Source organism: Leisingera sp. M527, from assembly GCF_025141525.1.
Taxonomy (GTDB): Bacteria; Pseudomonadota; Alphaproteobacteria; order Rhodobacterales; family Rhodobacteraceae; genus Leisingera.
In genome coordinates this window covers 4,133,778-4,146,868 of the sequence record NZ_CP081037.1, presented here as the reverse complement: position 1 = coordinate 4,146,868, position 13,091 = coordinate 4,133,778, and the positions used below count along the sequence as shown (strand labels likewise).

At 58.3% G+C, this 13,091-nt stretch carries 18 protein-coding genes; 10 read left to right on the top strand and 8 right to left on the bottom strand.

Translation table 11 applies throughout. The features are described 5' to 3' along the window. Positions 1 to 51: 51 nt before the first annotated feature. The 3 genes from trxA (at position 52) to K3555_RS20370 (ending at position 1,246) form a co-directional block, all read left to right on the top strand. Positions 52 to 372 carry a thioredoxin gene (gene trxA / locus K3555_RS20380; protein ID WP_027256960.1) on the top strand — a complete coding sequence of 107 codons (321 nt, stop codon included), beginning with the start codon at positions 52 to 54 and terminating at the stop codon, positions 370 to 372. 158 nt (positions 373 to 530) lie between these two features. Further along, positions 531 to 878, top strand: a complete 348-nt coding sequence (locus tag K3555_RS20375) for a Lin0512 family protein (protein WP_260006829.1) — start codon at positions 531 to 533, stop codon at positions 876 to 878. Next, the gene (locus K3555_RS20370) at positions 875 to 1,246 is read left to right on the top strand and encodes a Lin0512 family protein (protein ID WP_260006828.1); all 372 of its coding nucleotides are present in this window, start codon (positions 875 to 877) and stop codon (positions 1,244 to 1,246) included. Before K3555_RS20375 ends, K3555_RS20370 begins: the two co-directional genes overlap by 4 nt. Before the next feature lie 52 nt (positions 1,247 to 1,298). On the opposite strand, the gene K3555_RS20365 is transcribed toward K3555_RS20370, so the two are convergent. Then, on the bottom strand, positions 1,299 to 1,490 hold the full coding sequence (locus K3555_RS20365; RefSeq protein WP_260006827.1) for a DUF1127 domain-containing protein: 192 nt from the start codon (positions 1,488 to 1,490) through the stop codon (positions 1,299 to 1,301). 220 nt (positions 1,491 to 1,710) lie between these two features. On the opposite strand from K3555_RS20365, the gene hslV reads away from it, so the two are divergent. The 4 genes from hslV (at position 1,711) to K3555_RS20345 (ending at position 5,863) form a co-directional block, all read left to right on the top strand. Further along, positions 1,711 to 2,274, top strand: coding sequence for an ATP-dependent protease subunit HslV (hslV, locus tag K3555_RS20360; protein WP_259988675.1), 564 nt, complete (start codon positions 1,711 to 1,713; stop codon positions 2,272 to 2,274). 1 nt (position 2,275) lies between these two features. Then, a complete protein-coding gene (locus K3555_RS20355; RefSeq protein ID WP_260006825.1) occupies positions 2,276 to 3,346 on the top strand; it encodes a hypothetical protein in 1,071 nt (356 codons plus the stop codon). Positions 3,347 to 3,359: 13 nt separating this feature from the next. Beyond that, the gene (hslU, locus tag K3555_RS20350) at positions 3,360 to 4,670 is read left to right on the top strand and encodes an ATP-dependent protease ATPase subunit HslU (protein ID WP_260006824.1); all 1,311 of its coding nucleotides are present in this window, start codon (positions 3,360 to 3,362) and stop codon (positions 4,668 to 4,670) included. Positions 4,671 to 4,747: 77 nt separating this feature from the next. Further along, positions 4,748 to 5,863, top strand: a complete 1,116-nt coding sequence (locus tag K3555_RS20345) for an alpha/beta hydrolase (RefSeq protein ID WP_260006823.1) — start codon at positions 4,748 to 4,750, stop codon at positions 5,861 to 5,863. Between the two features lie 6 nt (positions 5,864 to 5,869). Here K3555_RS20345 and K3555_RS20340 read toward each other — a convergent pair whose 3' ends face one another. From K3555_RS20340 to K3555_RS20330, 3 genes are read right to left on the bottom strand one after another with little or no spacing between them, the layout of a single operon-like run. Further along, positions 5,870 to 6,457 carry a Smr/MutS family protein gene (locus K3555_RS20340; RefSeq protein WP_129372673.1) on the bottom strand — a complete coding sequence of 196 codons (588 nt, stop codon included), beginning with the start codon at positions 6,455 to 6,457 and terminating at the stop codon, positions 5,870 to 5,872. Beyond that, positions 6,458 to 7,510, bottom strand: coding sequence for a murein transglycosylase A (locus tag K3555_RS20335; protein ID WP_260006822.1), 1,053 nt, complete (start codon positions 7,508 to 7,510; stop codon positions 6,458 to 6,460). Next, the gene (locus tag K3555_RS20330; protein ID WP_259988653.1) at positions 7,507 to 8,163 is read right to left on the bottom strand and encodes a Tim44/TimA family putative adaptor protein; all 657 of its coding nucleotides are present in this window, start codon (positions 8,161 to 8,163) and stop codon (positions 7,507 to 7,509) included. The genes K3555_RS20335 and K3555_RS20330 overlap by 4 nt, the downstream gene beginning before the upstream one ends. Positions 8,164 to 8,277: 114 nt before the next feature. Between K3555_RS20330 and K3555_RS20325 the strand changes: the two genes are divergently transcribed. Next, complete coding sequence (locus K3555_RS20325) at positions 8,278 to 8,778, top strand: FxsA family protein (RefSeq protein WP_260006821.1); 501 nt, start codon at positions 8,278 to 8,280, stop codon at positions 8,776 to 8,778. 56 nt (positions 8,779 to 8,834) lie between these two features. After that, the gene (secB, locus tag K3555_RS20320) at positions 8,835 to 9,323 is read left to right on the top strand and encodes a protein-export chaperone SecB (protein WP_259995804.1); all 489 of its coding nucleotides are present in this window, start codon (positions 8,835 to 8,837) and stop codon (positions 9,321 to 9,323) included. Positions 9,324 to 9,395: 72 nt separating this feature from the next. Here the strand turns inward: secB and dnaQ are convergent, their stop codons facing one another. The 4 genes from dnaQ to K3555_RS20300 are packed head-to-tail and all read right to left on the bottom strand — an operon-like array spanning position 9,396 to position 12,133. Continuing rightward, entirely contained in the window at positions 9,396 to 10,121 is a 726-nt protein-coding gene (dnaQ, locus tag K3555_RS20315; RefSeq protein WP_260006819.1) for a DNA polymerase III subunit epsilon, read from the bottom strand. Beyond that, positions 10,114 to 10,707 carry a dephospho-CoA kinase gene (coaE, locus tag K3555_RS20310; RefSeq protein ID WP_260006818.1) on the bottom strand — a complete coding sequence of 198 codons (594 nt, stop codon included), beginning with the start codon at positions 10,705 to 10,707 and terminating at the stop codon, positions 10,114 to 10,116. The genes dnaQ and coaE overlap by 8 nt, the downstream gene beginning before the upstream one ends. Continuing rightward, positions 10,704 to 11,537: a shikimate dehydrogenase gene (locus tag K3555_RS20305; RefSeq protein WP_260006817.1), complete on the bottom strand. Its 834-nt coding sequence runs from the start codon at positions 11,535 to 11,537 to the stop codon at positions 10,704 to 10,706. The genes coaE and K3555_RS20305 overlap by 4 nt, the downstream gene beginning before the upstream one ends. Next, on the bottom strand, positions 11,534 to 12,133 hold the full coding sequence (locus K3555_RS20300; protein WP_260006816.1) for a nucleoside triphosphate pyrophosphatase: 600 nt from the start codon (positions 12,131 to 12,133) through the stop codon (positions 11,534 to 11,536). The genes K3555_RS20305 and K3555_RS20300 overlap by 4 nt, the downstream gene beginning before the upstream one ends. 409 nt (positions 12,134 to 12,542) lie before the next feature. On the opposite strand from K3555_RS20300, the gene K3555_RS20295 reads away from it, so the two are divergent. Continuing rightward, entirely contained in the window at positions 12,543 to 12,998 is a 456-nt protein-coding gene (locus K3555_RS20295) for a CopD family protein (protein ID WP_260006815.1), read from the top strand. Positions 12,999 to 13,091: the final 93 nt, after the last annotated feature.

Below are 13,091 nucleotides of genomic sequence, written 5' to 3'. Positions count from 1 at the left end.
GCCGTACCTAGGTTCCAACTCCAGTTGCCACACACTCATGGAGACATGCATATGTCCACCGTAGCCGTCACCGACGCCACTTTTGACGCCGAAGTCAAGAACTCCGATATCCCCGTTGTGGTGGATTTCTGGGCTGAGTGGTGCGGTCCCTGTAAGCAGATCGGCCCCGCTTTGGAAGAGCTGGCCGCAGAATTCGGCGGCAAGGTGAAAATTGCCAAGGTCGATGTCGACAACAACCCGAACTCCGCCGCCGCCATGGGCGTGCGCGGTATTCCGGCGCTGTTTATCTTCAAGGATGGGCAAGTGGTTTCGAACCGTGCCGGCGCCGCGCCCAAAGCCGCGCTGCAAAGCTGGATCGAAGACTCGATCTGAGCCTGATCCCATTTTTTGGATTTCAGAGGGATGTCCCCGCGGGGACATCCCTTTTCTTTTGCCCGCAAGCGCTGGTGTATCTGCGGACGGTAAACTGGCTCTTTCCATTGCCTTCATTGCCTGCAACGGTCCGGCCCGGAACAGATACAGGAGGCACTATGGCCAAGACTCGGGTATTGGTGGAATTCGGCATGGGCACATCGCTCAGGCGCGAAGATTACACCGAAGCTGCCCGCCGCGCGATCAAGGACGCGCTGTGGCACAACTCCGTCAGCATGGCGGAACTGTTTGATTTCCAGAAAGAAGACATGATCATCGACGCAGAGATCGGCGTTCAGAAACCCGAAGCCGTGGACAAGGATGCGCTGCTGGAGATCTTCCCCTATGGCCGACCCAGCATCCGGGTTGTGGAGGGTGGTCTCAATATCGAAAAGCCCCACGGCGGCTGCACGGTGATCGCCAATGCGGCCGTGGTTGTGTCCTTTGACATGGAGGCAGCGGAATGACCGAAAAACGCATCATCCTGGAAATGGGCACCGGAAATGACCTGTATGGTCAGGACTACACCAAGGCGGCCCGCCGTGCGGTGCAGGACGCGTTGCATCATTCCTCGATCACGCTGTTTGCTAAGCTCGGGATTGATCACAGCGAAATGCGGGTGGACGTGACAATCGGTGTGCAGCAGCCGGAGGCAGTGGATTGCGATCTGGTGGCCCAGGATTTGCCGCGGGGCCGCGCCAATGTGCGCGCCGTGATGGGTGGGCTGGATGTAGAGGACGCAGAAGCCGGAACGCGTCATGTGGTCGCCACGGCTGCGATCGAGGCCTGGCTGCCGGATCAGGCTGGCAAGTATAAAACCAGCGTTCAAAAATGAACAAAGCCGCCCGGTTGCGGGCGGCTCATTCAAAACTGTTGATCATCTGATATCAGATTTTGGCGATATCAGCGCGGTTCATGCCGATGTCTTCCAACTGAGCGTCCGACAACCGGGCCAAAGCCTTGCGGGTTTCACGGGTCTCGTTCCATTCCACGAGAGCAGTTTTCACGTTGATCAGTGTGTCGACCACACGGAGAACGGTGACTGCTCCGAGCGGCGCATAGATGTTTGCGGTAGTCATAGCGCTAGTCCTTCTGAGAAACAGCCGACCCTGTGCCGGTTGTGAGCCCCATGTAGGATGTGCAGCTGAGTCTCACAATTGCCGGTTCATCAGCCCCGAATTGCAATTTCTGCATAGCAGTGAACAGCCATGCAGCTGCTGCCCGGCAGTGGACTTTGCGCGTTCTCTTGTGCCGGCGGTGGGATGGTTCCATATAGAGGGCAATAAAGCGGAGGCACAAATGGCAGACGATCAATTCCCCGGCTGGCACGGCACCACCATCATCGGCGTGAAGAAGGATGGCCAGGTTGTCATCGCCGGCGACGGCCAGGTGTCGCTGGGCCAGACGGTGATCAAGGGCACAGCCCGCAAGGTGCGCCGCCTGTCGCCGGGCGGATTTGACGTGGTGGCGGGATTTGCCGGATCAACAGCCGATGCATTCACCCTGCTGGAACGGCTGGAGGCCAAGCTTGAGGCAACCCCAGGCCAGCTGGCGCGGGCAAGCGTGGAACTGGCCAAGGACTGGCGCACCGATAAATACCTGCAGAAACTGGAGGCCATGCTGATCGTCACCGATGGTGCCGACATGTTCGTGATCACCGGTGCCGGCGACGTGCTGGAGCCTGAGCACAACGTGGCTGCCATCGGCTCCGGCGGAAACTTTGCCCTGGCGGCCGCCCGCGGCATGATGGACAGCGGCAAATCCGCCGAACAAGTGGCCCGCGATGCCATGGCCATCGCTGCCGAAATCTGCGTCTACACCAATGGCAACCTCACAGTTGAGAGCATAGGCCAGGAAGGCTGACATGACCCAGATTGATCAAATTGATCTGCGGGCTGCTGTAGGGTCCGGCTTGCTGTCCGAGGCCCAAGCTGCCTCGCTTCTGGCATTGGCGCACAGCCGCAGAGGTGCACGGGAAAACCTGGCGCCTGGCGATGAACCCTTTGAACTGTTCAAGGGATTCAATGAAATCTTCATTGTGATCGGGCTGTTAATTCTGGCCTCTGGCTGGATGGCCTTCACAGCGGTTGATCTGGCCGGGTCAATCGGCGGCTACCAGGACAAGGCCGTCTATTCTGCCATCGCCGGTGCAGCCGTGCTGTGGATGCTGGCTGAATACTTCATCCGCCGCCGCCGGATGGTGGCACCCGCGATCGCACTCTCGCTTCTGTGGGCCGGCAACGCCGGTACCGGTTTTTCTGCAGGCTACTCCCAGCCCTTCATGATTGCGCAAAACGATTTTTCGAGCCTGCCGCTGCCATTTGCGCTGGCCACCGTTGCCATTGCTGTTTTCTGGCTGCGCTTTCGCGTTCCCTTTGCCATGGCACTGATCGCCTTGGGTGTCTTTGTTCTCGCCCTGTTGTCAGGATCGATACAGGCAGGCACTCCTGCCGGCATAAGCGACCTTTTCCTGCTGTCGGCCAGCGGGCCGTTTGCCTGGATCACGCTCGCCGTCGGATTTGCTGTATTTGCAGCAGCCATGGCCTTTGATCTCAGCGATCCGCACCGGGTAACCAGGCGCTCGGCCCAAGGTTTCTGGCTGCACGTCGTTGCGGCGCCGGCCCTGGTGAATACTATTGCGCTCAGCTTGCTGGAGGCCGGCACCTCAGGGTCCAACATGCTGCTGCTCGGTGTGCTGCTGCTGTTTGCCATGATCGCAATCATCATTGACCGGCGTTCGTTCCTGATTGCCGCAATCGGCTATAGCGTTACCCTTGCAGGAACTGTTTTCAACGGTGAAGGCACCGCAATTACAATCCTGGCGCTCGGCGTGTTCCTGGTCGCTTTGGGGGCTTTCTGGAGCCATATCCGTGCTGCGCTGCTCTCCCTCTTGTCTGGCGTGCTGCCGCTTGACCGGCTGCCGCCATCCCACTGAAACGGAAGTACCAATGACTGATTTGACCCCACGCGAAATCGTTTCTGAGCTGGACCGTTTCATCATCGGCCAGAAAGAAGCCAAACGTGCCGTTGCCGTGGCCCTGCGCAGCCGCTGGCGGCGCAAGCAGCTGGCTGATAACCTGCGGGATGAGGTGTACCCGAAGAACATCCTGATGATCGGCCCAACCGGTGTTGGCAAAACCGAAATTTCCCGCCGTCTCGCCAAACTGGCACGCGCGCCCTTCATCAAAATTGAGGCGACCAAGTTCACTGAGGTCGGATATGTGGGCCGCGATGTGGAGCAAATCATCCGGGATCTGGCAGATAGCGCCATCGCCCAGACCCGCGAATTCATGCGCGAGGATGTAAAAGCCAACGCGCAGAAAGCTGCCGAGAACCGGGTGCTGGAAGCCATTGCCGGCTCAGACGCGCGCGAAGCCACCCGCGAAATGTTCCGCAAGAAGCTGAAATCGGGTGAACTCGACGACACCGTGATCGAACTGGATGTTGCAGACACGTCCAACCCGATGGGCAACATGTTCGAAATACCCGGCCAGCCCGGCGGCAACATGGGTGCGCTGAACCTGGGCGATCTGTTCGGCAAGGCGATGGGCAGCCGCACCACCCGCAAGAAGCTGACCGTTTCCGAAAGCTATGAGGTGCTGATCAGCGAAGAGGCAGACAAGCTGCTGGATGATGAAACCGTGACCCGCATCGCGCTGGAGTCGGTGGAGCAGAACGGCATCGTTTTTCTGGACGAAATCGACAAAGTCTGCGCGCGCCAGGAAACCCGCGGCGGCGACGTCAGCCGGGAAGGCGTGCAGCGCGATCTGCTGCCGCTGATCGAAGGCACCACTGTCAGCACCAAACACGGGCCGGTCAAGACCGACCATATCCTGTTCATTGCCTCCGGCGCGTTCCATATCGCCAAACCCTCGGATCTGCTGCCGGAGCTGCAGGGACGTCTGCCGATCCGGGTAAGCCTGCGGGCGCTGACCGAAGCGGATTTCGTGCGTATCCTGACCGAGACCGACAACGCATTGACCCTGCAGTACACTGCTTTGATGGGCACGGAAGAGGTTGAAGTGACCTTTACCGAAGACGGTATCGCCGCATTGGCCAAGATTGCCGCCGAGGTAAACCAGGCCGTGGAAAACATCGGCGCACGGCGGCTTTACACAGTGATGGAGCGGGTTTTTGAGGAGCTGTCTTTTACAGCGCCGGACCGGTCGGGCGAAGCGGTCACTGTGGACGCAAGTTTTGTGAAGAAAAACCTCGGCGAGCTTGGCCGTTCCGCGGATGTCAGCCGTTACGTGCTCTAAAACACCTTACCTATCGCAGCCACTGGACTTTGGCGGCAGGTGCAGTAGCCTGCCGCCTATTGATTGAGGTGAACAATATGCACGGGCTGCGCCTGATTTCCGGTGTGATCATGGTCCTTCTGGCGGCCTGTACTGACAGATCTTTTACGCCAACAGTTCCAGAAGCGCTGGAACTGGGCACTCCCAAGACCATTTTCGCAGCCACAAACCGCGAACCGCTGCCGGATGGCACCTTTGGGTCAGAGCGCACCGATGGAGTCAGCCTGCTTGAACTCACAGTTTCAATCCCGCCGGATCATAAGCCCGGCTCGCTGAAGTTCGGTTACGCAAAGCCAGACCCCTCCACTGAATTCACCATGGCAGGGCGAAAGACGTTTGCGACAGAGGCGGCCTTTTCCGCCCGGCTGCAGCAAGAGCTGGCAAAGTTTCCCAAAAAGGAGCGCGAAGTCACGGTTTTTGTTCACGGCTTCAACTCCACCCAGGCCGAGACCGCTTTCCGGGCTGCCCAGCTTACTCATGACATCAACGTACCCGGGGCCACGGTGATATACTCTTGGCCAAGCAAGGGCCGTCCGCTGGGTTATGCCTACGATGGCGACAGCGTGCTGTTTGCCCGCGACGGGCTGGAGGCGCTCTTGCGCAAGCTGCGCGCGTCCGCGGTCGAACGGATTGTGGTTGTCGCCCATTCCATGGGCGGGCTGCTCACGATGGAAACCCTGCGCCAGATTGAGATCAAAACGCCTGGCTGGACAGCGCAGAACCTGGGCGGTGTCATCCTGATGTCACCTGATCTGGATGTCGACGTGTTCAAATCCCAGATGCAGAGATTCAAGCAGGTGCCGCAGCCGTTCCTGATTTTCGTTTCACAAAAAGATAACGTCCTGACCCTGTCCCAGCGCCTGCGCGGTCTGAATGGCCGTGAAAGACTGGGGAATCTGGACAGTATTGACGCGGTCAGCGGTCTGCCGGTGGAAGTGATCGACACCACAGCCTTTGCAGATGAAGCGGAATCGCAGCATTTTGTGGCAGCCTCGTCGCCGGCGCTGATTGCCCTATTGAACGGTGCGCGGGAAACCGCAGACACCTTCACGCACAGCCAGGACCTGCTGCAAAAGATTCTGCCGGGTCAGATTGTTATTCAGGACAGCACCATCAAGGTTGCACTGGAAAGCACGCCTGCGGACAACAGATAAGCGCCATTAACGGCTGCGTCTGAGATAAACGTAATAGGCGCCTTCACCGCCATGGCTGATATGGGCAGGGGTGACCTGCATCACCGCTTGCGCCAGCGGCGGCAGTGACAGCCATTGCGGCACCTTGTGGCGCAGCACCCCGCGCGGGACCGGCATCGGGCCTGGCTCATCACGGTCCTTGCCCTTGCCGGTGATCACCAGCACCAGCCGTTTTCCGGAGGCCTGGGCAGACAGGATAAACCGGGTGAGGGCAGGGTGCGCCGAGTCGATCCTCATGCCGTGCAGGTCCAGCTTTCCTTCCGGCCTAAGTTTGCCGCGCTTCATGCGGCGGAAGGATTTCTCATCCATCTGCACCGGATTGCCGGCCAGGCTGCGGGCAATCGAAGGCTTCAGATCGTGTTTCAGCGGTTTGGGCTTGGCGCGGCTTCCAATCTCAAACGGATCCAATCTCGGCTCAGGGTGCTTGACCGGTTTGGGTTTCGGCATCGGCGGAGCAGGGGGTGTGGAATGCGCGCCCGGATGTATACGTTCTGCGTGTTTCACGACCTTGTGCCAGAGGTCGATCTCATCTCCTGTCAGTTTCCGCCGTGTCATTCAAAGGTCTTCCGGCAGCATCGCATAGGCCCGCTGGATCGGCAGCAGAACCACCATCCGCCCAGGGTCTTTCATGGTTCCAGCAGTCTCGCCGGCGGCATCACCCGTACCGACAAAAATGTCAGCCCGCTGCGCGCCCTTGATGGCGGATCCGGTATCCTGCACCACCATCAGACGGCGCAGCGGCATATGCCCGTCCTTCTCCACCCAGACCGGCGCACCCAGCGGAGTGTATGCAGGATCGGCGGCAATGGTACGCATAGGCGTGACCGAACGGTTCATCGCACCAAGCGGCCCTTTGGAAGCGGCCACTTTGCGCACTTCGCGAAAGAACACATAAGACGGATTGTGGAACAGCAGCTCCTTGCCGTCCGACGGATTGCGCCGGACCCAGGATTTGATCACTTGGGCGCTGACCTGATGGGCGTTGTAGACACCGCGGCGCACCAATTCCTTGCCGATGGATTTATAAGTGTGGCCATTGGCACCGCCATAACCCACCCGGATCATAGCGCCATCCGGCAAGCGGATCCGGCCAGAACCCTGGATCTGCAGAAAAAACAGCTCCACCGGGTCATCCACCCAGGCAATCTCCAATCCGCGGGCTTCCATGACACCGCTGGTCAGAATATCCCGCCGGGGCAGCCACAAACCGGTGCCGCGGGCCTCAGGCGGCATCTTGTAGACGGGATAGCGAAACCGGCCTGTCGGGTAGCGGGACCCGTTCAGCTCCGGCTCGAAATAGCCGGTAAACAGAGCCTGATTGCCATCCTCAATCAGAACCGGGCGGAAGAACAATTCGAAAAACGCCCTTGCCCCTACGGGGGTCTGCGATTGCGCTGCTTTGCACAAGGCAGCCCAGTCGGGATCCTTCAAGTCCTTGCAGGTTCCCAGAAAAACCTGAAGTGCCTGAGCATGATCGTCTTTTGCCCAGCCATCCAGCTGGGCAAAGTCCAGGATGCTGGACACGGCTTCTGAATGCGCCCCGGAGGCGGTCATCGCGGCACCTGCGATTGCAGCTGCCCCAAGTACCCCCCGAAGCGCCGCAATCATGCGTCCGTCGCTACCAGCTGCCAGTTGGGGTCATCGACCCCCATGTTGCGGGCAAAGACCCAGGTGTCCTTCTGACGCTTCACTGCCTTGGGGTCGCCTTCGACAATGTCGCCGCCGCGGTCGCGGACAACGGAGGTCATCTCACCAACAAAACGCATGGTGATCTCAGCGCGGCCCGTTTGTGTGTCAAGCGTGGCATCCGCCACAGTGGTTTCACGCACGCCGATAAACTCAGCCTCGATCTTGAACCCCTGATCCTCACGCTGCGCAACGGCATCTACAAAGCTTTCGAACACATCCTCGGCCAGGAACGGCTGGATGTCGTCCAGATTGCCATGCTCAAAGCCCATCAGGATCATTTCGTATGCACCGCGTGCACCCTGAACGAATTCCTGGACCTGGAAGGATGGCTCAACCCGCTTCATCGCAGCCAGGGCCTGGGCTTGCGGGCTGTCTTCGGCCACATAATCGGTGATGTCGCGGTCCGGGCCGCCTTCGATCACTTCCAGATCGGGGCGGCGGCCCCGCGCTTCGGATTGCGGCAGCGGTGGCTTTTCGAAACCTTCGCGTGTCCCAAGTACGCTTTTCAAGCGCAAGATCAGAAACACGGCGATACCGGCCAGAACCAAAAGCTGAATCACAGGCGACTCCATGGATACCTCATGCTAGGCGTTCGTGCTTTGTTTGAAACCAAAGCGGTCAGACCTTATGTAGGTGACGTGCGGGGGCAAGTCTACCGCCCGGGCGTATGATCGTAAGGAAACTCCATGTATCTCTTCCTGGCCTTTCTGATGGTTCCCATCATTGAAATTGCTTTGTTTATTCAAGTTGGCAGCGCAATCGGGTTGTGGCCGACGCTGGCCATCGTGGTTCTGACTGCAGTGCTGGGGACTTGGCTGGTGAAAACCCAGGGCCGCATGGCAATGGGGCAACTGCGCACATCGTTCCAGCAAATGTCCGATCCGGCCGAACCTTTGGCCCATGGGGCTATGATCCTGTTCGCCGGCGCGCTGCTGCTGACCCCTGGATTCTTTACCGACGCCTTTGGCTTTGCCCTGCTGATACCGCCGGTGCGGCTGGCAGTTTACCGCTACATTCGGGCCCGCGTAACAGTGGCGCAGTTCCAGATGGGGCCCGGCAGCATGCAGGGCCGCAACTACCCTGGAACCGCCGGCAAGCCGGATGATATCATTGACGGAGATTTCGAAGATGTGACCCAAGGTGAACGTCCAAACACTCCGTCAGGCTGGGTTGACGGCCCCCGTTGAGCTACCCGGACCAAGCTGCTAAGCACGGTCAAAAGCATATTTTCAGGAGTATCCCGATGGCCGAAAACGGCGAAGCCCAGCAGCAGCCGCAAGTCCAGATGAACGTTCTGGGACAGTTCATCCGCGACATGTCGTTTGAAAACGTGATGGCGCAAAAAGGCACCGGCGGCGAAGTGCAGCCCGACGTCAGCGTTCAGGTGAACCTGGATGCGAAAAAACGCTCGGCCGAGAACCAGTATGAAGTTGTCACCAAACTGACTGTTGAATCCAAGAACAAGGAAGGCGGCAACGTCCTGTTTGTTCTGGAACTGGAATATGTCGGCGTGTTCAACATCGCCGGCGTGCCCGAAGACCAGCTGCACCCGTTCCTGCTGATCGAATGCCCGCGCATGACCTTCCCGTTCCTGCGCCGCATCGTGTCGGATGTGACCCGCGACGGCGGCTTCCCGCCGTTGAACCTGGACAACATTGATTTTGTGGCGATCTATCGCAACGAACTGGCCCGCCGTCAGACCGAAGCGGCAGCAGCAGCCCCTACCCAATAACGTTACAGATATTCGGAATAGAAAACGCCGCTGGATTTCAGCGGCGTTTTTCTTTTGCGGATCTGACTTCGGTCAGGAGACGTTCCACAAAGCCTCTTCGCCCAGCTTGGCCACGAATTCTTCATGCGCTGCCAGCTCCTCTGCGGTGATCCGCTGGGGCAAAGCCGAGGGGCGAGGGGCAGGGCGCCAGTCATCTTCCACCTTTGCAGTGCCGGAAGCCGACTGTGCGGACAGGCCAAAGTCCGGCTGGCGGCCGCCGATAAGCTCCAGATAGACATCGGCCAGAATTTCAGAGTCGAGCAGGGCGCCGTGCAAGGTGCGGTTGGTGTTGTCGATGTTGAAGCGCCGGCACAGCGCGTCCAGCGTCGCCGGCGAGCCGGGAAACCGCTTACGCGCTATCGCCAGCGTGTCCAGCGCCTGTTCCATCGGCAGTTTTGGCAGGCCCATCCAGCCCAACTCGGCGTTCAGAAACTTCATGTCAAAGCTGGCGTTGTGAATGACCAGTTTTGAGTCCTGCACGAAATCCAGGAAACTCTGCCCAACCTTGGCAAAAACCGGCTTGTCCCGCAGCGTCACCGCGCCGGGTTGAGGCTTTTGCGGCGGCTCCAGCAGGTCAGGACCGATGCCGTGGACCGAAAACGCCTCGGCCGGCATGGAGCGTTCCGGATTGATATACTCGTGGTACGTCTTGCCAGTGGGCATGTGGTTAAACAGCTCTACCGCACCGATTTCTACAATCCGGTCACCGGAAAACGGATCAAACCCGGTGGTTTCGGTATCAAGAACGATTTCACGCATTGGCCTGTTTGCTCCTGATGTCTGCAAGGATTGCTGTCACCTGCGCCTGGGCGTGCTCCAGGGTGTCCGTTTCGATCACGTAATCGGCGCGGGTGCGTTTTTCCTCAATTGGCATCTGCTTCTGCAGGATATGCTCGAATTGCTCAACCGTCATTGTTCCGCGGGCAAGAACCCGCTCCTTTTGTGTCTCTGCATCCACGAACACGCAAGCGACCGCATCCATTTCTGCATCACCACCCGTTTCAAACAGCAGTGGAATGTCAAAGACCAGGATATCGTTTTGCGCTTCTTTGCGGAACTCTGCGCGGTCCTGTGCGACAAGCGGATGCACGATGGCTTCGATATGCTTCAGTGCATCAGGGTTTTCCCCGATGATACGTTTCAACACAGCACGGTTTACCGCGTCATCCTCGATCGCATCAGGAAAAGCTGTTTTCATTGCCTGAACAGCTGCGCCTCCCGCGCTGTAAAGCCGATGCACGGCTGCATCTGCATCCCAAACCGCACAATCCCTGGCGGCGAACAGCTTGGCAGTGGTACTTTTGCCCATTCCGATAGAGCCGGTAAGGCCGAGGCTGAAGCTCATCGTAAAGCTGCCGCCCGCGTTGCGGCATCCACTTCCGGGCGGTGTCCGAACCAGCGTTCGAACCCTGGCACCGCCTGATGCAACAACATGCCCAGCCCATCAACCACAGTGCAGCCAGCCTCCTCAGCCGTCTGCAGCAAGTCGGTTTTCAGCGGCGCATAGATCAGATCAGTCACAACCGCATTCGACTGCAACCCATCCATTGGAACACGCAGACGCGGTTTACCGACCATTCCCAAAGAGGTGGTGTTCACAATCAGCGCACCTTCCTCGATGACATTGCCGGCCTGTACCCATTCGACCACCCGGATACGGTTGCCGAAGTCCGAACGCAACTGGTCAGCCCGGCCGCGGGTGCGGTTGGTCAGCAGGATCTCCGGCACTCCAGCTTCCAGCAGTGAGGCAACAACCGCGCGGCAGGCGCCCCCAGCACCCAACAGAACTGCTGGGCCGGATTGCGGGTCCCAATCCGGTGCTCCCTGATGCAGATTGGTGATGAAGCCGTAGCCGTCAGTATTGTCAGCCAGGATTGTTCCATCCCTGCGAAAAATCAGCGTGTTTGCAGCGCCGATCAGCTTAGCCCGGTCTGTGACCTGGTCCGCAATCTCCATCACCGTTTCTTTGTGCGGAATGGTGACGTTTGCACCAACAAACCCCATTTTAGGCATCATCCGGACGGTCTCGGCCAGATCATCAGGTTCCACATGCATCGGCACATAGTGGCCGGAAATGCCATGGGTGTTCAGCCAGTGACGGTGCAGCTGCGGTGATTTGGAGTGTCCAACCGGACAGCCGATCACGCCGGCGAGCGGGACTTTTGCTGTTGTCATTGCTCGATTACCCCTTGCAAACCCAAGTAACTGATAAGCTCCATCAGCGGCAAGCCCAAGACATTAAAGTAGCTGCCATCAATTCTGGCAAACAGCCGCACACCTTCTTCTTCCAGCTTGTATGCACCCACCGCATGGCGGATGCTTTGCCAGTTCCGGGCGGCATAATCCTCAAGGTATGCATCAGTGCATTTCCGCATGACCAGACGGACTTGTCCGACATGGCGCCAGATGGGCTCACCGTCGCGGTAAATCACGGCAGCAGACAAAAGTGTGTGCCGTTTGCCCCGCATCTCCTTTAACTGAGCCACCGCTTCATCGGCACTGACAGGTTTCGAAAGAAGCCTTCCTTCGAAATCAAGTACCTGATCACATCCCAACACAAGCTTTCCAGGACGCTTCCCGCTGATCTTGCGTGCCTTGGCTTCCGCCAATGCATCGGCGACATCGCGCGGCAGAGCCTCTTCAGCCAAGAGCGCGGATTTGATCGCCTGCTCGTCCAGACGCGGTACATCGGTTTCAAATTCTATCCCGGCCTGACGCAGCAGTTGCGCCCGGATTTCGGAACCTGAAGCCAGCACTATGTGGGCAGTCATGTGGAAAACCCCGTGGGAAAGAAGCAGACGGTTTCAGAACGTTTTGTATGGTTTTCCGCGGTTAAGTAAAGACTCCCGGGCTTGACGCAAATTCCGGGATTCAATTCGCTGAGTCGTCCTTTGTGGGGCAGGATAACTTTATTTTCGTGGATATGCCGGCTCTCCCCGGATCATCCCGGCGTTATCCCCAAGCATCGAAGAGTGAACACAGCATGAATGCACCTTATTTCTAAGGCGTTTAAAAAACTTCATGCCTCCTGTCCCGTCCCATCTGGAATCTTATCCCTGCTGGGGATAAGCGGAGGAGGATTCACTTATCCACCGGAATCCATGCACACTACAAAAACATCATCCTTCTAATATATCTTTAATTATTAGGGTGATCAGATCTGACCGGGGAGAACTGCCCATGGACCTGAGCGACCTGATGTTCACGCTCTACCCGTATGCCAAATCACTGCACATCATGGCGGTGCTCAGCTGGATGGCAGGGCTATTCTATCTCCCCCGTTTGTTCGTGTATCACGTGGAGCAGGCAGAGAAGGTCCAGGACACAGTGCCGATCTTTCTGCAAATGGAAGATAAGCTCCTCCGGATCATCATGCGCCCCGCAATGTATGTGTCTTGGGCCGCAGGGTTGTTTATCGTGCTGACTCCTGGGATCGTTGACTGGACCTATGTTTGGCCGTGGAGCAAGGGCGTATCCGTCATCGCCATGACGTGGTTCCACCATTGGCTGCTGTTCCGCTTTCGCGACTTTTCCGCAGGAAAGAACAGACTGTCGGGCCGGCAGTTCCGGATGATGAACGAAGTGCCAACCGTCCTGATGGTGGTGATTGTTGTCTCGGTGATCTTCAAATTCTAGCGCAGAGGCACGGAAAGGGGCCTGGCAACCCCGGAACGCCTGCAGCCGGCGTTTGACTCATCTGAAACGAGTCCCTATGTATGGCACTCAGCG